Raw genomic sequence first — 16,313 nt, 5'->3', positions numbered from 1 at the left:
TCCACATCCATTATACGTTTTGGATCGTCCCTTATCCAGCTCTGCTCAACTAAATCTATTATTTAGGCTTTTTCTAAAAGATTGTTGCTTTTTAGTCATTTTTAAAAAATCACCTTGTGCAAGTTGATTGGAGAGCAAGGTGCTAGACTCCTCGAAAATGAAAATCGCATTTTCTTCGTGCGATGTAACGCTTCCGAAGCTTTCCTTGTCCTGCGGGATCAGCGTGCCTACTACCTGAATAATCTCCTCGCAAGGCATGCGACGAGGAAGCTCGCTTCGACAGGACTTTCTTGTAGACGCAGGAGCACAAATGCTTCCTTGAAAAGGAGACTCCTGAGGTAGCAAGGCGACGAGTGGGCTCACCGCCGCCTCGCGGAAAGCGAGCATCCTGGAGCGGAAATCAACGACTTTTAAAGAAAACTTGGCGAGACCAAGCCTTTTGTAGGTCGAGCCTTAGCTGCCCTTATACTGAAGAAAGTATTTAATACTTTCTTTAAGTGCAAGAGCAACAAAGTTTGCGAATACAGCCATTATTTAAAATAAACTTTTGAACGTACGAAAAAAAGGGCATAGAATCAGTATCTGCTTTAGATTCTGTCCCGCCCTTTTCGTCGATGTTATTGCACATTAATCTATTGTCGATTAAACAAGCTCAATAATAACCATTGGTGCACCATCGCCGCGGCGAGGACCAATCTTCTGAATGCGAGTGTATCCACCCTGGCGATCTTCGTAGCGAGAAGCGATGTCAGAGAAAAGCTTCTGTACTGCTCCTTCTCCAGACTCTTCGTTCGCAACTTCATTACGTACGAATGAAGCAGCTTGACGGCGAGCATGAAGGTCACCACGTTTGCCAAGTGTAATCATCTTTTCAACGACTGAACGAAGCTCTTTCGCTTTCGCTTCTGTAGTTTCGATGCGCTCGTTGATGATTAGATCTGTTGTTAAATCACGGAGTAAAGCTTTTCGTGCAGATGATACACGACCTAACTTTTGATAAGCCATGAGAGGTCCCTCCTTCTTTTGTTATTTCTTTATATCTGTAACGTTGCTATTCTTCATTACGTAAGCCAAGCCCAAGTTCTTCAAGCTTCTCCTGGACTTCTTCCAATGACTTCTTACCGAGATTTCGAACTTTCATCATGTCCTCTTCAGACTTCTGAGTGAGCTCTTGTACGGTATTGATGCCTGCACGTTTCAAGCAGTTGTAAGAACGAACGGAAAGATCAAGTTCTTCGATCGTCATCTCGAGTACTTTTTCCTTCTGATCTTCTTCTTTTTCAACCATGATTTCAGCTTTTTGTGCTTGGTCGGTCAAACCTACGAAGATATTAAGGTGTTCCGTAACAATCTTCGCTCCAAGTGAAACAGCTTCTTCAGGTCGGATACTGCCATCTGTCCAGACATCGAGGGTTAGTTTGTCATAGTTTGTAACTTGGCCGATACGAGTATTTTCTACCTGGTAGTTCACGCGAGTAACAGGCGTAAAGATCGAGTCAATTGGAATGACTCCAATTGCTTGTTCTTCCGACTTATTTCCTTCCGCTGGTACATAGCCTCTACCACGGACCGCAGTGATTTTCATTTGAAGATGCGCATCCTTATTCAATGTAGCAATGTGAAGATCTGGATTGAGAACTTCAACGTCACTATCATGTGTAATGTCTGCAGCTGTTACGACACCTTCACCTTGAACATCAATTTCAAGGGTCTTTTCTTCTTCAGAATAAATTTTCAACGCAAGCTTTTTAAGGCTTAAAATGACTGTTGTCACATCTTCTACAACACCATCAATCGTTGAAAACTCGTGCAATACCCCGTTTATTTGGACAGAGGTAGCCGCAGCTCCCGGAAGAGAAGACAATAAAATACGACGTAAGGAGTTGCCCAACGTGATCCCGTATCCACGCTCTAGAGGTTCAACAACAAATTTCCCGTAAGTTGCATCGTCGCTGAGCTCTACCGTTTCAATTCTTGGCTTTTCGATTTCAATCATTCAACAAACCCTCCTTCAAAACGTCGAACCTCGGTCAGACCCCGTCGATCTAACCGAAATTCCTAATAATGCGTCCTTAATAGATTATTACCTATAAATAACCTACCAGTCTGCATTGCTCAATTATAGTTCATACATAACCATTATAGACAGGTTTCCAAATTGTAATACTTAAGGCTTTGAACCTCAAGCATTAAACACGACGACGTTTTGGCGGACGGCATCCATTATGAGGAACTGGTGTTACGTCACGGATTGCTGTTACTTCAAGTCCTACAGCTTGAAGTGCACGGATAGCAGCTTCACGTCCAGCGCCAGGACCCTTTACAGTAACTTCAAGAGTCTTCATTCCGTGTTCCATTGCAGTTTTCCCAGCTGTTTCGGCTGCCATTTGCGCTGCAAACGGAGTGGATTTACGAGAGCCTTTGAATCCAAGGTTGCCTGATGAAGCCCAGGAAACTGCATTACCGTGTGTATCAGTAATTGTAACAATCGTATTGTTGAAAGTGGAACGGATATGAGCGATACCACTCTCAATATTCTTTTTGACTTTACGCTTACGAGTGTTTGTTTTACGTTGTTTAGCCATGTGAGTTTACCTCCCTTACTATTTCTTCTTATTCGCAACTGTACGACGTGGGCCTTTACGTGTACGTGAGTTGTTTTTCGTATGCTGTCCGCGAACTGGAAGACCACGACGGTGACGGATACCTCTGTAGCTTCCGATCTCGATCAAACGCTTGATGTTAAGGGAAACTTCACGACGAAGGTCACCTTCTACTTTGTGTTTGTCGAGGATATCACGAATCTTGTTCAATTCTTCTTCAGTCAGGTCTCTAACACGTGTTTCTTCAGAGACACCAGCTTCAGCAAGAACCTTTTGAGCAGTAGACTTTCCGATACCGAAAATATACGTTAATGAAATGACGACTCGTTTGTCACGAGGGATATCAATTCCTGCAATACGTGCCATGTATGTGCACCTCCTGTTCTTAACCTTGTTTTTGTTTATGCTTAGGGTTTTCGCAAATTACCATAACGGTTCCTTTACGACGAATTACTTTACATTTTTCGCAGATCGGTTTGACTGATGGTCTTACTTTCATTCCTAAATACCTCCTTATGCCACGGACTTGCACAAAATTTGTGCTGACTTCGACGACAAAATCGAAAATCCTATTGAGCGAGGCACTTCAATTAGCTTAACCGTTTCACTCACTACAGTGTGGTCTTATTCATATGCCTTCAAACATACACAAGGCATTTACCGGAAAAATGTCTTACTTGTAACGATACGTGATACGACCACGTGATAAATCGTACGGAGACAATTCCACGGTTACTTTATCGCCTGGCAGTATGCGAATATAGTGCATACGAATCTTTCCAGAAACGTGAGCTAAAATTTTATGACCATTCTCAAGCTCTACACGAAACATTGCATTCGGAAGAGGCTCAATAACGGTTCCTTCTACCTCGATTACATCTTCTTTAGCCATCGATTTGTTCTCCCTTCTCAAGCAAGTGTGCTTGATCATTCAAGAATTTCGACACGGCGAAACGCAATTTACCGTTTGTTACACGTCCTGTTTCATCGATGCTTCGCTTAACTTCCGGCGAAATATATTGAAACAGCTCTAGATGATTGATGTTCTTCTTTTTTGCTCGGTCATATTTTCGTTTATCACCGTCAGCGATGAGGACAAATTTATCGTCCACGATACCCACAATTACATTGATTTGACCAGCATCCCGCCCTCGCAAGATATGGACCAATTGTCCAACTTGCGGTATCGGCTCGGATTCACTCACCATTTATCACCTTCACTTAGGCTTTAGTTAAAATTTCGAAACCATCTTCAACAATAGCAATGGTATGCTCGAAATGCGCACAGCTTTTACCATCCTGGGTAACGACGGTCCAGTTATCTGCTAACGTTCGAACATATCGTGATCCTGCATTCACCATCGGCTCAACAGCTAGAACCATCCCTGGCTTCAGACGCGGTCCTTTTCCCGGTGGTCCAAAATGAGGAATTTGTGGATCCTCGTGGAGATCTTGCCCAACTCCGTGGCCGACGTATTCACGTACTACCGAAAAGCCTTCCGCTTCAACATACGATTGAATCGCATGAGAGATGTTTGTGAGTCTTTCCCCAGGTTTCGCTTCTGCAAGACCTTTATATAACGATTGTTCGGTTACCTCTAAAAGATGTCTGTTCTCGTCGGAGATTTCTCCGACACCGTAAGTCCAAGCTGAATCGCCATGGTATCCATTGTATTTTGCACCGATGTCGATTGAGATGATATCTCCATCCTTCAGTACTTTTTTACCTGGAATCCCATGAACCAGCTCTTCGTTTACGGAAGCACAAATACTACCTGTAAAACCATTATAGCCTTTAAAAGAAGGAATTGCATCGTGGCTACGTATAAACTTTTCAGCGATTGCATCAAGTTCCTTGGTAGTCACACCTGGTTTAATGTGCTTCTGGAGCTCCTGATGAGTTAAAGCAACAATCTTCCCAGCTTCTCGCATGATTTCAATCTCACGCGAAGTCTTAGATATGATCATTACTTCAACCCTCCAAGTAATTGATCGATATCGTTAAATACCTGATCGATATCCTGGTTTCCGTCGATGTTACGGAGATAGCCCTTCTGATCGTAGAATTCGAGCAGCGGCTTCGATTGTTCAATATTTACTTCAAGTCGTGTTTTGACTGTTTCTTCATTATCATCTTCACGCTGATAAAGCTCTCCGCCGCACTTATCACAAACGCCTTGTTCAGATGGCGGATTGAAGATCACGTGATAAGTCGTTCCGCATTGTTTACAGATCCTGCGGCCAGTCAAGCGTTCCATCAACTTCTCTTTCTCGACATTGATATTCAAGACGAAGTCGATCGAACGATTCTTGTCGAAGAGGATTTTTTCCAGCGCTTCGGCCTGTGCGACCGTCCGAGGAAACCCATCAAGTAAGAAACCTTTTTCACAGTCACTTTTGCTTAATCGTTCATCCACGATACCAATCGTGACTTCATCGGGTACTAGATTACCAGCATCCATATAGGACTTGGCTTTTTTACCCAACTCAGTTCCCTCTTTAATTGCAGCTCGGAACATGTCACCTGTTGAGATATGGGGGATACCATATTTGTCAACAATCTCGGCAGCCTGGGTTCCTTTTCCGGCACCTGGCAGACCCATGAGTACTAGATTCATCTAATCCCTCCATACGGTCACAAACGTACATTGTAAAGAGAGTGGGGAATTCGGATGATTCCCTGTTCTCCTCTATTTGATAAAGCCTTTGTAATGACGTTTAATTAATTGGCTTTCAATTCGTTTCATAATGTCTAATGCTACCCCAACCACGATCAATAAGCTGGTACCGCCTATTTGCAAAGATTGAGGCAAGTTAGCGAACTTGATGAAGAAAATCGGTAAGATCGACACAAAAGCCAAGAATAATGCGCCGACAAAAGTCAGACGATAGAGAATACGCACAATGTACGTTTCTGTATTCTTACCCGGACGGATTCCTGGGATGTATCCACCTTGTTTCTTCAAATTCTCCGCCATTTGCTCAGGGTTGACCTGAACGAATGTATAGAAATACGTGAATCCGATAATTAAGGCCGAGTACACGACCATACCCACCGGCGTCGTATAATCAAACGTGTTTGTAATGAATCTGGTCACCGCGTTTTCAGCAAAGAATCCCGCTATTGTCGGTGGTGCAATGATCAATGAAATTGCAAAGATAACCGGAATTACCCCTGCAGCGTTGACCTTGAGTGGAAGATGTGTCTGTTGTCCTCCCACAGGCTTGTTGTTCACAACACGTTTTGCATATTGAATCGGGATCTTACGCAATCCTTGTTGAATGAAGATTACGAAGACAGTCAATACCACTATTGCTAGTACAATCAGGAGCACCTTGACGATTCCGATGAACAGTGTCTGTTCTGATCCTGCGAACTGTGTAGCATAGAACTGGTTCACTGCACCTGGCACAGCTGCTACGATACCAGCGAAAATCAGAATGGAAATACCATTCCCAACACCATGTGCTGTGATTTGCTCACCTAACCACATTAGGAACGCGGTACCTGCTGTCAACACTAAAGCGATGAGCAGATAAGTCGGGATGCTTGGGTTAGGAATCAAACCTTGGAACAGGTTGTTGAATCCAATCGACATTCCAATCGCTTGGATGAATCCAAGTACGATCGTTCCATAACGAGTGAATTGAGCAAGCTTTTTACGCCCAACTTCACCTTGCTTTGACCATTCGGTAAACTTCGGTACAACATCCATCTGTAATAACTGTACAATGATCGATGCGGTGATATATGGCATGATCCCCATTGCAAAAATCGAGAAGTTTTGCAGGGCGCCACCGCCGAATGTATTCAGAAAACCGAATACGTTCATCTGATTCTGAAAATCTAGCACATCCTTGTTTACACTCGGCACAGGAATGAATGTTCCGATCCGAAAGATAACAAGCATTGCTAGTGTAAATATTACTTTGTTTCTTATATCACTTACGCGCATAATATTGGAGATTGTACGGAACATTACATCACCTCAGCATTTCCGCCTGCTGCTTCAATTGCTTCCTTAGCAGAACCAGAAAATTTATGAGCTTTTACAGTAAGCTTCGTTTCTAATTTTCCGTTTCCAAGGACCTTCACTCCGTCTTTCAACTTGCTGATGACACCAGTCTCAAGAAGTAGTTCAGGAGTGACTTCAGTTCCTTCTTCAAAACGGTTTAAAGCATCCAAGTTCACAACCGCATATTCAACACGAGTTGGGTTTGTAAATCCACGTTTCGGTAAACGTCTTGCAAGCGGGTTTTGACCACCTTCGAATCCTGGTCGTACGCCTCCACCAGAGCGAGCATTTTGCCCTTTGTGTCCGCGTCCACTTGTCTTACCATTACCGGAACCAATTCCACGTCCAACACGATTACGGTTGCCACGAGAACCTTCAGATGGTTTTAGTTCATGAAGTTTCATTATCGGCACCTCCTCATGATTTATATCGTCTTATTATTCGTTGATTTCATTAACAGTTACAAGATGAGACACCTTGTTCACCATACCACGAATCGCTTCGTTGTCTTCGTGTACAACTGTTTGGTGCATCTTGCGCAAACCAAGTGTCTTCACTGTAACACGTTGGTTCTCAGGACGACCAATTAAACTACGAGTGAGGGTGACTTCTAATTTCTTAGCCATTCAAAATCCCTCCTTAACCTAATAGTTCTTCAACTGATTTGCCGCGTAATTTCGCAACGTCCTCAGCACGTTTTAGATTTTTAAGTCCATTGATTGTTGCACGTACCATGTTGATCGGGTTGTTAGATCCTAATGATTTAGATAGGATGTCACCAACTCCAGCCAACTCTAGTACCGCACGTACAGGTCCTCCAGCGATGACTCCTGTACCCTCAGATGCAGGCTTCAGCAATACGTTACCTGCTCCATATCGTCCGTTGATCTGGTGAGGAAGCGTCGTACCAACAATCGGTACTGTGATAAGATTCTTCTTCGCATCTTCGATAGCCTTGCGGATCGCTTCTGGTACCTCTTGTGCTTTACCAGTACCGAATCCTACATGACCGTTTTTATCTCCAACTACCACAACCGCAGCAAAGCGAAAGCGACGTCCACCTTTTACAACCTTTGCAACACGGTTAACGGTAACAACACGTTCTTCAAGTTCTAGTTTGTTTGGATCGATTCCACGCATGATTGGATTTCCCTCCTTCTATTAAAATTGTAGTCCAGCTTCGCGAGCTGCGTCAGCCAATGCTTTCACACGTCCGTGATAGATATAACCACCGCGGTCGAATACAACTACTTTATGTCCAGCTTCAACTGCTCGCTTTGCAAGTGCTTCGCCGACTTTCTTTGCAGCTTCAACATTTCCACCGTTATCAGCATCTACATCAGAATCTAAAGTAGAAGCAGACAACAACGTTACTCCGTTTTCATCATCGATCAATTGAGCGTAAATGTGCTTTGATGAGCGGAATACGTTCAAGCGAGGACGTTCTGCTGTTCCGAAAATAGTACGGCGCACACGAGCGTGTCTTTTCTTACGCGCAGCATTTTTATCAAGCTTCGTAATCATCCTACGCCACTCCTTTCCGTAATCTTACGTTACTATTTACCAGTCTTACCTTCTTTACGACGAACATATTCTCCTTCGTAACGGATACCTTTACCTTTATACGGTTCTGGAAGACGAACAGAGCGAATATTCGCTGCAACAGCACCAACACGTTCTTTGTCGATACCTTTAACGACTACTTTCGTATTCGCTGGTACTTCAATTTCAATTCCTTGTTCAGGAACGATTTCAACAGGGTGAGAGTAACCAACGTTCAACACTAGTTTGTTACCGGATTTGTTAGCACGGTATCCGACCCCAACTAGTTCAAGAGCTTTCTCATATCCCTTAGCAACACCTTGGATCATGTTACCGATGATACTAGCTGTTGTACCGTGAAGAGCTTTATGGTCTTTGTGATCGCTTGGGCGTTCAACAGTAACCTTGCTATCTTCAATGTTGATTTTCATGTCAGGGTTAAAAGAGCGAGTCAATTCACCTTTTGGACCTTTAACAGTTACGACGTTGTTGTCATTTTTCTCAACTGTCACGCCGCTTGGAATTTCTAAGTGTTTGTTACCAATACGAGACATTCAGGCTGCACCTCCATTCTTTCTATCTTTCAATTACCAAACGTATGCTAAGACTTCTCCGCCAACTTGTTGGTTACGAGCGTCTTTATCAGTCATAATACCTTTTGATGTTGATACTAGGGCAATTCCTAGTCCACCAAGAACACGTGGTACTTCATAAGCTTTCGCGTAGACACGCAAACCAGGCTTACTGATTCTCTTAAGGCCAGTAATAACACGTGCGTTGTTTTGACCGTACTTTAAGAAAATGCGGATAACACCTTGCTTGCTATCTTCAATGTATTCAACGTCACGTACGAAACCTTCGTTCTTCAGGATTTCTGCAATTTCTCTTTTGAGCTTTGATGCAGGAACCTCTAGTTTATCGTGACCTACAGTATTTGCATTACGAATACGAGTTAACATATCTGCAATTGGATCTGTCATGACCATTACTAATTACCTCCTTCCCGACAATGGGGTTTACCAGCTAGCTTTTTTGACGCCAGGGATTTGACCTTTATATGCAAGTTCGCGGAAACAAATTCTGCAAAGCTTGAATTTACGAATTACGGAATGCGGACGTCCGCAGCGTTCACAACGAGTGTATTCTTGTACTTTGAACTTCTGCTTACGCTTTTGTTTAGCGACCATTGATTTTTTCGCCACAGTTTTCCCTCCTTTGGCTCATTATTTTTGGAATGGCATACCTACTTGAAGAAGTAGTTCACGAGCCTCTTCGTCAGTGTTCGCAGTAGTTACGATAACGATATCCATACCGCGCACTTTGTTGACCTTATCATAATCGATTTCTGGGAAAATAAGCTGTTCTTTCACTCCAAGCGTGTAGTTTCCGCGACCGTCAAATGATTTCTTAGAAACACCGCGGAAGTCACGTACACGTGGAAGAGAAACACTAATCAGCTTGTCGAGGAATTCGTACATACGCTCGCCGCGCATTGTAACTTTCGCCCCAATCGGCATTCCTTCACGAAGCTTGAATCCAGCGATGGATTTCTTAGCCTTCGTAACGACTGGCTTTTGACCAGCGATTTCAGTCAATTCTTCAACCGCAACATCAAGAGCTTTTGCGTTAGAAACAGCATCTCCGATACCCATGTTGACAACGATCTTTTCGATTTTCGGTACTTGCATCACAGATGTATAGTTGAACTTCTCTTGTAGAGAAGGAACGATTTCTTTTTTGTATCTTTCTTGTAGACGATTCATTCTAGGTAACCTCCTTTCAACAAAGCTTATTTATCAAGAGCTTCTCCTGACTTTTTAGCAACACGTACTTTCTTTCCATCCACATCTTTATATCCTACACGAGTAGGTTCATTTGATTTAGGGTCGATCAACATAACGTTAGAAGCATGGATAGATGCTTCAACATTAAGGATTCCACCTTGTGGATTATCTTGAGAAGGCTTGGCGTGTTTCTTCACAACGTTAATTCCTTCAACGATGACACGATTGTTCTTTGGTAACGCTTGAAGGACTTCTCCTTGCTTCCCTTTATCCTTACCTGAAATAACTTGAACTTTATCGCCTTTTTTTACGTGCATTTTAGGCATAGCGATTTGCGCACCTCCTTACAAGACAGGGCTTGAATTTTATTAAAGAACTTCTGGCGCTAATGAAACGATTTTCATGAATTGATTGTCACGTAATTCACGTGCGACAGGTCCGAAAATACGTGTTCCTCTTGGGCTCTTGTCGTCACGTACGATTACTGCAGCATTCTCATCGAAACGGATGTAAGATCCGTCTGGACGACGCATACCGCGCTTAGAGCGTACGATTACTGCTCGAACGACTTCACCTTTCTTAACAACGCCTCCTGGTGTTGCGGATTTAACAGAACACACAACCATATCACCGATGTTCGCATACTTACGTCCAGATCCACCGAGGACCTTGATCGTTAGTAGTTCACGAGCTCCAGAGTTGTCAGCGACTTTCAAGCGTGATTCTTGTTGAATCATTTACGTGTACCTCCTTTCGGACTGAAGATATCGATCCGAACTTTATTTAGATGATGATTGATTCTTCTACCACTTCAACTAGACGGAAGCGCTTATCTTTTGATAACGGGCGAGTTTCCATGATTTTAACAATGTCACCCATTTTAGCAGTGTTGTTTTCATCATGTGCTTTTAACTTTTTAGAGTACTTTACACGCTTACCGTACAATTTATCATTTTTATAAGTTTCAACAAGTACAGTGATTGTCTTTTCCATTTTGTCGGAAACGACACGACCTACATATACTTTGCGTTGATTGCGATCGCTCATTTTTTAAGTCCTCCCTTCAATTTAGGCGTTCGTAATTCCGAGCTCACGTTCGCGCAAAACAGTTTTTGCACGTGCAATGGCTTTACGGACCTCACGAATGCGGGCAGGGTTCTCTAATTGACCAGTTGCTAATTGAAAGCGAAGGTTGAATAGCTCTTCTTTAAGAGTTTTAACATTCTGTTCGATTTCTGCAGTGGTTAAGTTACGGAAATCATTAGCTTTCATTTGTGTCACCACCCACTTCTTCGCGTTTTACAAATTTCGTTTTGATTGGCAGCTTGTGAGATGCAAGACGAAGTGCTTCGCGAGCTACTTCTTCTGATACTCCAGCTATTTCAAACATGATTTTCCCAGGCTTTACGACTGCAACCCATCCTTCAGGCGCCCCTTTACCGGAACCCATACGTACTTCTAGAGGCTTAGCTGTGTAAGGCTTAGAAGGGAAAATTTTAATCCATACTTTACCGCCACGCTTCATGTAACGCGTCATCGCGATACGAGCTGCTTCGATCTGGCGGTTAGTGATCCAAGACGATTCAACTGCTTGTAGACCGTACTCACCAAATGCGATTTCTTGGCCGCCTTTAGCGCGTCCACGCATTTTACCACGGTGTTCTCTACGATATTTAACACGTTTTGGCATCAACATAATTATTTTCCTCCTTCCTCTTGTTTCGTTCCTTTCGTTGGAAGGACTTCACCACGATAGATCCAGACTTTTATGCCTAACTTACCGTAAGTTGTGTCTGCTTCGGCAGTTCCATAATCGATGTCTGCACGAAGAGTGTGAAGCGGAACAGTTCCTTCACTGTAGGATTCAGAACGAGCGATATCAGCGCCACCAAGACGACCTGATACTTCCGTTTTTATTCCTTTCGCACCTGCACGCATCGCACGTTGGATTGTTTGCTTCATAGCACGACGGAACGAAATACGATTTTCAAGCTGACGCGCAATGTTTTCTGCAACGAGCTTGGAATTAAGATCTGCTTGCTTGATTTCAAAGATATTTACATGAACTCTTTTACCTGTAAGTTCGTTAAGGGATTTACGAAGTGCTTCTACTTCAGATCCACCTTTACCGATGACCATACCAGGCTTAGCAGTTTTGATTGTGATGTTTACACGGTTTGCTGCACGCTCGATTTCAACCGTTGCTACAGCAGCATCTTTCAAACGATTTTCAATGTATTCACGAATTTTGATGTCTTCATGTAGTAGATCCGCGTAATCTTTATCAGCGTACCACTTTGATTCCCAGTCACGAATGACGCCTACACGAAGTCCTACTGGATTTACTTTTTGACCCACGATTTATCCCTCCTTCTTTTCTGAAACTACGATCGTAATGTGACTTGTGCGCTTATTGATGCGGCTTGCACGACCCATAGCACGTGGGCGGAATCGTTTCAATGTTACACCTTCATCAACAAATGCAGTTTTGATTACCAAGTTGTTTGGTTCCAATTCATAGTTGTGTTCTGCGTTTGCGATTGCAGAATTCAATACCTTTTCTACAATTGGAGACGCTGCTTTTGGCGTGTGACGCAAAATCGCAATCGCTTCTCCAACTTCCTTTCCTCGAATGAGATCGACGACTAGGCGAGCTTTACGAGGAGCAATTCGAATCTGTTTTGCAACAGCTTTAGCTTCCATTCGGAGTACCTCCTCTCTTGTTAACGTCTTGTTTTCTTATCATCAGCTGCGTGGCCTTTATATGTGCGTGTAGGTGCAAATTCACCTAGCTTGTGTCCGACCATGTCTTCAGTCACATATACCGGCACATGCTTACGTCCGTCATAAACGGCAATTGTGTGTCCGATGAAATCCGGAAAAATAGTAGAGCGACGAGACCAAGACTTGATAACCTTCTTCTCGTTTGTTTCGTTAAGTGATTCTACCTTTTTCATTAAGTGATCATCTACGAAAGGTCCCTTTTTCAAACTACGACCCATGTTTGTACCTCCCTTCGCGATTGCGCTACGGTTCGCTTGAACCGTAGTTCAATCCCGTTATTTTTTACGACGACGTACGATATATTTGTCACTTGGCTTGTTTTTCTGACGAGTCTTGTATCCAAGTGTAGGTTTGCCCCATGGAGACATTGGTGATTTACGTCCGATTGGCGCACGTCCTTCACCACCACCGTGTGGGTGATCGTTAGGGTTCATTACAGATCCACGTACAGTTGGGCGTTTACCCATCCAACGAGAACGACCTGCTTTACCGATATTGATCAATTCATGCTCTAGGTTTCCTACTTGACCGATTGTCGCACGGCAAGTCAATAGGATACGGCGAGTTTCACCAGAACGAAGACGTACAAGTGCATAACGCTCTTCCTTACCTAGTAGTTGTGCTTCTGCTCCAGCAGAACGAACGAGCTGACCTCCACGACCAGGCTTCATTTCGATATTGTGGATGGTAGTACCAACCGGGATATCTTTAAGAGCCAATGCGTTTCCAGTCTTAATGTCCGCGTCTGGACCTGACATAACTTCCTGTCCAACTTGCATACCTTTCGCAGCAAGGATATAACGCTTTTCACCATCAGCATAGTGGATAAGCGCGATGTTTGCAGAACGGTTCGGATCATATTCGATCGTAGCAACGCGTCCTGGTATTCCATCTTTGTCGCGTTTGAAATCGATGATACGATACTTACGCTTGTGGCCTCCACCTTGGTGACGTGTAGTAATACGCCCGTGGTTGTTACGTCCAGCTTTTTTGCTTAATGGCGCTAACAACGACTTTTCGGGCTGATCTGTTGTAATTTCACTAAAATCAGATGACGTCATATGACGACGACCATTTGATGTTGGTTTATACTTTTTGATAGCCATTTACGGTCCCTCCTTTACGAGTAGGTTTATACTCCTTCGAAGAAATCGAGTTCTTTACTATCAGATGTCAACTGTACAATCGCTTTTTTGCGTTTAGCAGTGTATCCGAAGTAACGACCTACGCGTTTCTTCTTTCCTTTGTAATTTTGTGTGTTTACATTTTCGACTTTAACACCGAAAATTTCTTCTACCGCGTCTTTAATCTGAGTTTTGTTAGCACGAGGGTCTACCTCGAACGTGTATTTACCATCACCCATGATTTCTGTAGTACGTTCAGTGATAACGGGGCGCTTAATGATTTCACGTGCGTCTGCCATTATGCGAGCACCTCCTCTACCTTTTCTACAGCATCTTTCGTCATGAATAATTTATCGTGGTTCAGCACATCCAACACATTCACTCCGTCAGCAGTCACGATTGTAACTCCAGGGAGATTACGAGCGGATAAAGCTGCAAATTCGTTATAATCACCAGTAACGACAAGTGCTTTTGCTTCTGAAGAGAAGTTTGCTAATAAAGCAGCCATCTCTTTTGTCTTTGGTGCTTCGAACTTAAGCTCATCTAATACGACCACATTGTTATCTTGCACTTTAGAAGAAAGCGCAGATTTGATTGCTAAGCGACGCACTTTTTTAGGAAGTTTGTAGCTGTAGCTTCTTGGTGTCGGTCCGAATACGACTCCACCGCCTACCCATTGTGGAGAACGAATGGATCCTTGACGAGCACGTCCTGTACCTTTTTGACGCCAAGGTTTACGGCCTCCGCCTCTTACCGCAGAACGGTTTTTCACAGCGTGAGTCCCTTGACGAGTTGATGCTTGTTGCATGACAACCGCATCAAAAAGTACGTTTTCATTTGGTTCAATTCCAAATATATTGTCATTTAATTCGATATCTCCGATTTCAGAACCGGATTGGTTATAAAGCGTTACTTTTGGCACCGGTGTATCCTCCTTTCTTACTTAGCTTCTTTAGCCTTGACTGCAGATTCTACTGTAACGTAGCTCTTTTTCGCACCAGGTACGTTACCTTTAATCAATAGTAGGTTGCGCGCTGCGTCAACTCTAGCAATTTCAAGGTTCTGTACTGTAACTGTGTTTCCACCCATGCGTCCAGGAAGTTTCTTTCCTTTGAATACGTGCATAGGGTCAACAGCACCCATTGAACCAGGGCGACGGTGGTAACGTGAACCGTGAGTCATTGGTCCGCGTGATTGTCCGTGGCGCTTGATCGCACCTTGGAATCCTTTACCTTTTGATGTTCCAGTGACGTCAACTTTATCGCCTTCCTGGAAAATATCTACTTTGACTTCCTGACCAACTTCATAGTCCGCTAGCTCAACATTGCGAACCTCTTTAACGTAGCGCTTAGGGTTTGTGTTTGCTTTTTCAGCATGGCCCTTTGCAGGTTTGTTAGTACGAGATTCTTTCTTGTCAGCATAACCGATTTGGATTGCCTCGTAGCCGTCGTTTTCAGCTGTCTTCTTTTGTAGAACAACGTTCGGAGCAGCTTCGACAACAGTTACAGGAATTACCTCACCGTTTTCTGCAAAAATTTGAGTCATACCGATCTTCTTACCTAAGATTCCTTTGGTCATTCGTCACACCTCCTAATATATCCTTATGATTTTTGTTTTTTATAGCTTGATTTCGATGTCTACGCCAGATGGTAGATCCAAACGCATGAGTGAATCGACCGTTTGTGGCGTTGGCTCGATAATGTCGATCAAACGCTTATGTGTGCGCATTTCAAACTGTTCACGAGAATCTTTGTACTTGTGAACCGCACGCAAGATAGTGTATACAGACTTTTCAGTTGGTAGTGGGATTGGTCCCGATACCTTCGCACCAGATCTCTTAGCAGTTTCAACGATCTTTTCACCAGATTGATCTAAGATACGGTGATCATAAGCCTTTAAACGAATACGAATCTTTTGCTTTGCCATTATTTCCCCTCCTTCTCGTCCATTAATATAGACAATTCTCAGTAGAAATTTACCGAACGTTCCCGCCATGGCAAAGGGGCCGGGTGTGTCCGCAACCTTCTACTTCATCGCAAAATGATGGCCAACATTACAGATTATACTAGAGTCACAAGGGTTTTGCAAGCAACTTTAGTGTAAGTAAGTATTCAGCCACACTTGAACTATTATAATGGTTCTTCCTATGATTTGCAAGGAATTTTTGAATAGAATCGAAATTTGTTGGGAACGGATTTTTATTTGATGTCCTTAGATGAATTATTACGGAATAAAAATTGGCGGTGGGCTTTTCTGAGTCAGGAAATCAAACCGTTTCAATACAGGACTGATGATCGTCAGTCTTCTATTTTGGAATTATGGTGTTTTTAGACTTATTCGGAACGTTTTAGACTTCTTTGAGAATTTTTTAGACATAGAGGATCAGTTTTTAGACTTATGTCCTGATTTTTAGACATGAATCAGTGATATGGTATTACGTTGTTCATTTATCTCTACAAC

At 43.2% G+C, this 16,313-nt stretch carries 32 protein-coding genes; all 32 read right to left on the bottom strand.

Annotation, left to right across the window (positions count from 1 at the left end):
- Positions 1-45: 45 nt before the first annotated feature.
- The 32 genes from ACTWQL_RS21850 to rpsJ all read right to left on the bottom strand — a co-directional run bounded on the left by ACTWQL_RS21850 (position 46) and on the right by rpsJ (position 15,779).
- Positions 46-258, bottom strand: a complete 213-nt coding sequence (locus ACTWQL_RS21850; protein WP_443144502.1) for a hypothetical protein — start codon at positions 256-258, stop codon at positions 46-48.
- A 384-nt stretch (positions 259-642) separates the two neighbouring features.
- Positions 643-1,005: a 50S ribosomal protein L17 gene (rplQ, locus tag ACTWQL_RS21845; protein WP_443144501.1), complete on the bottom strand. Its 363-nt coding sequence runs from the start codon at positions 1,003-1,005 to the stop codon at positions 643-645.
- 46 nt (positions 1,006-1,051) lie between these two features.
- Entirely contained in the window at positions 1,052-1,996 is a 945-nt protein-coding gene (locus tag ACTWQL_RS21840; RefSeq protein WP_221569165.1) for a DNA-directed RNA polymerase subunit alpha, read from the bottom strand.
- Between the two features lie 193 nt (positions 1,997-2,189).
- Positions 2,190-2,585, bottom strand: a complete 396-nt coding sequence (gene rpsK / locus ACTWQL_RS21835; RefSeq protein ID WP_221569166.1) for a 30S ribosomal protein S11 — start codon at positions 2,583-2,585, stop codon at positions 2,190-2,192.
- A gap of 18 nt (positions 2,586-2,603) precedes the next feature.
- Positions 2,604-2,969 (bottom strand): 30S ribosomal protein S13, encoded by a 366-nt coding sequence (gene rpsM, locus ACTWQL_RS21830; protein ID WP_443144500.1) that lies wholly within the window; start codon positions 2,967-2,969, stop codon positions 2,604-2,606.
- A 19-nt stretch (positions 2,970-2,988) separates the two neighbouring features.
- Entirely contained in the window at positions 2,989-3,102 is a 114-nt protein-coding gene (rpmJ, locus tag ACTWQL_RS21825) for a 50S ribosomal protein L36 (protein ID WP_003322638.1), read from the bottom strand.
- 174 nt (positions 3,103-3,276) lie between these two features.
- Entirely contained in the window at positions 3,277-3,495 is a 219-nt protein-coding gene (infA, locus tag ACTWQL_RS21820) for a translation initiation factor IF-1 (RefSeq protein WP_093073147.1), read from the bottom strand.
- Positions 3,488-3,808, bottom strand: a complete 321-nt coding sequence (locus ACTWQL_RS21815) for a KOW domain-containing RNA-binding protein (RefSeq protein ID WP_261134657.1) — start codon at positions 3,806-3,808, stop codon at positions 3,488-3,490. The genes infA and ACTWQL_RS21815 overlap by 8 nt, the downstream gene beginning before the upstream one ends.
- A 16-nt stretch (positions 3,809-3,824) precedes the next feature.
- Entirely contained in the window at positions 3,825-4,571 is a 747-nt protein-coding gene (gene map, locus ACTWQL_RS21810) for a type I methionyl aminopeptidase (RefSeq protein ID WP_443144499.1), read from the bottom strand.
- Positions 4,571-5,221 (bottom strand): adenylate kinase, encoded by a 651-nt coding sequence (locus ACTWQL_RS21805; protein WP_443144498.1) that lies wholly within the window; start codon positions 5,219-5,221, stop codon positions 4,571-4,573. Before ACTWQL_RS21805 ends, map begins: the two co-directional genes overlap by 1 nt.
- A gap of 72 nt (positions 5,222-5,293) precedes the next feature.
- A complete protein-coding gene (secY, locus tag ACTWQL_RS21800; RefSeq protein ID WP_443144497.1) occupies positions 5,294-6,583 on the bottom strand; it encodes a preprotein translocase subunit SecY in 1,290 nt (429 codons plus the stop codon).
- Positions 6,583-7,023, bottom strand: a complete 441-nt coding sequence (gene rplO, locus ACTWQL_RS21795; protein WP_261134661.1) for a 50S ribosomal protein L15 — start codon at positions 7,021-7,023, stop codon at positions 6,583-6,585. The genes secY and rplO overlap by 1 nt, the downstream gene beginning before the upstream one ends.
- A gap of 33 nt (positions 7,024-7,056) precedes the next feature.
- Positions 7,057-7,245: a 50S ribosomal protein L30 gene (rpmD, locus tag ACTWQL_RS21790; protein WP_221569173.1), complete on the bottom strand. Its 189-nt coding sequence runs from the start codon at positions 7,243-7,245 to the stop codon at positions 7,057-7,059.
- 13 nt (positions 7,246-7,258) lie between these two features.
- Positions 7,259-7,759, bottom strand: a complete 501-nt coding sequence (gene rpsE, locus ACTWQL_RS21785; protein WP_221569174.1) for a 30S ribosomal protein S5 — start codon at positions 7,757-7,759, stop codon at positions 7,259-7,261.
- Positions 7,760-7,780: 21 nt separating this feature from the next.
- Entirely contained in the window at positions 7,781-8,143 is a 363-nt protein-coding gene (gene rplR, locus ACTWQL_RS21780) for a 50S ribosomal protein L18 (RefSeq protein ID WP_443144496.1), read from the bottom strand.
- 32 nt (positions 8,144-8,175) lie between these two features.
- Complete coding sequence (rplF, locus tag ACTWQL_RS21775) at positions 8,176-8,715, bottom strand: 50S ribosomal protein L6 (RefSeq protein WP_443144495.1); 540 nt, start codon at positions 8,713-8,715, stop codon at positions 8,176-8,178.
- Positions 8,716-8,748: 33 nt separating this feature from the next.
- Positions 8,749-9,147 (bottom strand): 30S ribosomal protein S8, encoded by a 399-nt coding sequence (rpsH, locus tag ACTWQL_RS21770; RefSeq protein ID WP_443144494.1) that lies wholly within the window; start codon positions 9,145-9,147, stop codon positions 8,749-8,751.
- Between the two features lie 30 nt (positions 9,148-9,177).
- A complete protein-coding gene (locus tag ACTWQL_RS21765; protein ID WP_138420165.1) occupies positions 9,178-9,363 on the bottom strand; it encodes a type Z 30S ribosomal protein S14 in 186 nt (61 codons plus the stop codon).
- Between the two features lie 21 nt (positions 9,364-9,384).
- A complete protein-coding gene (gene rplE / locus ACTWQL_RS21760; RefSeq protein WP_443144493.1) occupies positions 9,385-9,924 on the bottom strand; it encodes a 50S ribosomal protein L5 in 540 nt (179 codons plus the stop codon).
- Between the two features lie 26 nt (positions 9,925-9,950).
- Positions 9,951-10,262, bottom strand: coding sequence for a 50S ribosomal protein L24 (rplX, locus tag ACTWQL_RS21755; RefSeq protein WP_443144515.1), 312 nt, complete (start codon positions 10,260-10,262; stop codon positions 9,951-9,953).
- Positions 10,263-10,313: 51 nt separating this feature from the next.
- The gene (gene rplN, locus ACTWQL_RS21750) at positions 10,314-10,682 is read right to left on the bottom strand and encodes a 50S ribosomal protein L14 (RefSeq protein WP_221569179.1); all 369 of its coding nucleotides are present in this window, start codon (positions 10,680-10,682) and stop codon (positions 10,314-10,316) included.
- Between the two features lie 46 nt (positions 10,683-10,728).
- Positions 10,729-10,992 (bottom strand): 30S ribosomal protein S17, encoded by a 264-nt coding sequence (gene rpsQ, locus ACTWQL_RS21745; RefSeq protein WP_443144492.1) that lies wholly within the window; start codon positions 10,990-10,992, stop codon positions 10,729-10,731.
- A gap of 21 nt (positions 10,993-11,013) precedes the next feature.
- Positions 11,014-11,217 carry a 50S ribosomal protein L29 gene (gene rpmC, locus ACTWQL_RS21740; protein WP_225067063.1) on the bottom strand — a complete coding sequence of 68 codons (204 nt, stop codon included), beginning with the start codon at positions 11,215-11,217 and terminating at the stop codon, positions 11,014-11,016.
- The gene (gene rplP, locus ACTWQL_RS21735) at positions 11,207-11,641 is read right to left on the bottom strand and encodes a 50S ribosomal protein L16 (protein ID WP_221569182.1); all 435 of its coding nucleotides are present in this window, start codon (positions 11,639-11,641) and stop codon (positions 11,207-11,209) included. Before rplP ends, rpmC begins: the two co-directional genes overlap by 11 nt.
- Before the next feature lie 2 nt (positions 11,642-11,643).
- Positions 11,644-12,303, bottom strand: a complete 660-nt coding sequence (gene rpsC / locus ACTWQL_RS21730) for a 30S ribosomal protein S3 (RefSeq protein WP_443144491.1) — start codon at positions 12,301-12,303, stop codon at positions 11,644-11,646.
- Between the two features lie 3 nt (positions 12,304-12,306).
- A complete protein-coding gene (gene rplV / locus ACTWQL_RS21725; RefSeq protein WP_443144490.1) occupies positions 12,307-12,648 on the bottom strand; it encodes a 50S ribosomal protein L22 in 342 nt (113 codons plus the stop codon).
- Between the two features lie 20 nt (positions 12,649-12,668).
- Positions 12,669-12,947 (bottom strand): 30S ribosomal protein S19, encoded by a 279-nt coding sequence (rpsS, locus tag ACTWQL_RS21720; protein WP_443144489.1) that lies wholly within the window; start codon positions 12,945-12,947, stop codon positions 12,669-12,671.
- A 57-nt stretch (positions 12,948-13,004) separates the two neighbouring features.
- Positions 13,005-13,835: a 50S ribosomal protein L2 gene (rplB, locus tag ACTWQL_RS21715; RefSeq protein ID WP_443144488.1), complete on the bottom strand. Its 831-nt coding sequence runs from the start codon at positions 13,833-13,835 to the stop codon at positions 13,005-13,007.
- A 26-nt stretch (positions 13,836-13,861) separates the two neighbouring features.
- Positions 13,862-14,152 (bottom strand): 50S ribosomal protein L23, encoded by a 291-nt coding sequence (gene rplW / locus ACTWQL_RS21710; RefSeq protein WP_221569187.1) that lies wholly within the window; start codon positions 14,150-14,152, stop codon positions 13,862-13,864.
- Positions 14,152-14,775 carry a 50S ribosomal protein L4 gene (gene rplD, locus ACTWQL_RS21705; protein ID WP_443144487.1) on the bottom strand — a complete coding sequence of 208 codons (624 nt, stop codon included), beginning with the start codon at positions 14,773-14,775 and terminating at the stop codon, positions 14,152-14,154. Before rplD ends, rplW begins: the two co-directional genes overlap by 1 nt.
- 17 nt (positions 14,776-14,792) lie before the next feature.
- Positions 14,793-15,431 carry a 50S ribosomal protein L3 gene (gene rplC / locus ACTWQL_RS21700; RefSeq protein WP_443144486.1) on the bottom strand — a complete coding sequence of 213 codons (639 nt, stop codon included), beginning with the start codon at positions 15,429-15,431 and terminating at the stop codon, positions 14,793-14,795.
- 39 nt (positions 15,432-15,470) lie between these two features.
- Positions 15,471-15,779, bottom strand: coding sequence for a 30S ribosomal protein S10 (gene rpsJ, locus ACTWQL_RS21695; RefSeq protein WP_221569190.1), 309 nt, complete (start codon positions 15,777-15,779; stop codon positions 15,471-15,473).
- Positions 15,780-16,313: the final 534 nt, after the last annotated feature.

It is taken from the genome of Pseudalkalibacillus sp. R45 (genome assembly GCF_052246725.1).
GTDB lineage: Bacteria > Bacillota > Bacilli > Bacillales > Fictibacillaceae > Pseudalkalibacillus.
The sequence above is the reverse complement of the archived record's forward strand: the minus strand, read 5'-3'. Positions and strand labels throughout refer to the sequence as shown.

What these genes read in the sequence shown, in the direction of transcription:
- ACTWQL_RS21850 (WP_443144502.1), bottom strand. Translation starts at nt 258, where the DNA reads ATGCCTTGCGAGGAGATTATTCAGGTAGTAGGCACGCTGATCCCGCAG.
- rplQ (WP_443144501.1), bottom strand. Translation starts at nt 1,005, where the DNA reads ATGGCTTATCAAAAGTTAGGTCGTGTATCATCTGCACGAAAAGCTTTA.
- ACTWQL_RS21840 (WP_221569165.1), bottom strand. Translation starts at nt 1,996, where the DNA reads ATGATTGAAATCGAAAAGCCAAGAATTGAAACGGTAGAGCTCAGCGAC.
- rpsK (WP_221569166.1), bottom strand. Translation starts at nt 2,585, where the DNA reads ATGGCTAAACAACGTAAAACAAACACTCGTAAGCGTAAAGTCAAAAAG.
- rpsM (WP_443144500.1), bottom strand. Translation starts at nt 2,969, where the DNA reads ATGGCACGTATTGCAGGAATTGATATCCCTCGTGACAAACGAGTCGTC.
- rpmJ (WP_003322638.1), bottom strand. Translation starts at nt 3,102, where the DNA reads ATGAAAGTAAGACCATCAGTCAAACCGATCTGCGAAAAATGTAAAGTA.
- infA (WP_093073147.1), bottom strand. Translation starts at nt 3,495, where the DNA reads ATGGCTAAAGAAGATGTAATCGAGGTAGAAGGAACCGTTATTGAGCCT.
- map (WP_443144499.1), bottom strand. Translation starts at nt 4,571, where the DNA reads ATGATCATATCTAAGACTTCGCGTGAGATTGAAATCATGCGAGAAGCT.
- ACTWQL_RS21805 (WP_443144498.1), bottom strand. Translation starts at nt 5,221, where the DNA reads ATGAATCTAGTACTCATGGGTCTGCCAGGTGCCGGAAAAGGAACCCAG.
- secY (WP_443144497.1), bottom strand. Translation starts at nt 6,583, where the DNA reads ATGTTCCGTACAATCTCCAATATTATGCGCGTAAGTGATATAAGAAAC.
- rplO (WP_261134661.1), bottom strand. Translation starts at nt 7,023, where the DNA reads ATGAAACTTCATGAACTAAAACCATCTGAAGGTTCTCGTGGCAACCGT.
- rpmD (WP_221569173.1), bottom strand. Translation starts at nt 7,245, where the DNA reads ATGGCTAAGAAATTAGAAGTCACCCTCACTCGTAGTTTAATTGGTCGT.
- rpsE (WP_221569174.1), bottom strand. Translation starts at nt 7,759, where the DNA reads ATGCGTGGAATCGATCCAAACAAACTAGAACTTGAAGAACGTGTTGTT.
- rplR (WP_443144496.1), bottom strand. Translation starts at nt 8,143, where the DNA reads ATGATTACGAAGCTTGATAAAAATGCTGCGCGTAAGAAAAGACACGCT.
- rplF (WP_443144495.1), bottom strand. Translation starts at nt 8,715, where the DNA reads ATGTCTCGTATTGGTAACAAACACTTAGAAATTCCAAGCGGCGTGACA.
- rpsH (WP_443144494.1), bottom strand. Translation starts at nt 9,147, where the DNA reads ATGGTCATGACAGATCCAATTGCAGATATGTTAACTCGTATTCGTAAT.
- rplE (WP_443144493.1), bottom strand. Translation starts at nt 9,924, where the DNA reads ATGAATCGTCTACAAGAAAGATACAAAAAAGAAATCGTTCCTTCTCTA.
- rplX (WP_443144515.1), bottom strand. Translation starts at nt 10,262, where the DNA reads ATGCACGTAAAAAAAGGCGATAAAGTTCAAGTTATTTCAGGTAAGGAT.
- rplN (WP_221569179.1), bottom strand. Translation starts at nt 10,682, where the DNA reads ATGATTCAACAAGAATCACGCTTGAAAGTCGCTGACAACTCTGGAGCT.
- rpsQ (WP_443144492.1), bottom strand. Translation starts at nt 10,992, where the DNA reads ATGAGCGATCGCAATCAACGCAAAGTATATGTAGGTCGTGTCGTTTCC.
- rpmC (WP_225067063.1), bottom strand. Translation starts at nt 11,217, where the DNA reads ATGAAAGCTAATGATTTCCGTAACTTAACCACTGCAGAAATCGAACAG.
- rplP (WP_221569182.1), bottom strand. Translation starts at nt 11,641, where the DNA reads ATGTTGATGCCAAAACGTGTTAAATATCGTAGAGAACACCGTGGTAAA.
- rplV (WP_443144490.1), bottom strand. Translation starts at nt 12,648, where the DNA reads ATGGAAGCTAAAGCTGTTGCAAAACAGATTCGAATTGCTCCTCGTAAA.
- rpsS (WP_443144489.1), bottom strand. Translation starts at nt 12,947, where the DNA reads ATGGGTCGTAGTTTGAAAAAGGGACCTTTCGTAGATGATCACTTAATG.
- rplB (WP_443144488.1), bottom strand. Translation starts at nt 13,835, where the DNA reads ATGGCTATCAAAAAGTATAAACCAACATCAAATGGTCGTCGTCATATG.
- rplW (WP_221569187.1), bottom strand. Translation starts at nt 14,152, where the DNA reads ATGGCAGACGCACGTGAAATCATTAAGCGCCCCGTTATCACTGAACGT.
- rplC (WP_443144486.1), bottom strand. Translation starts at nt 15,431, where the DNA reads ATGACCAAAGGAATCTTAGGTAAGAAGATCGGTATGACTCAAATTTTT.
- rpsJ (WP_221569190.1), bottom strand. Translation starts at nt 15,779, where the DNA reads ATGGCAAAGCAAAAGATTCGTATTCGTTTAAAGGCTTATGATCACCGT.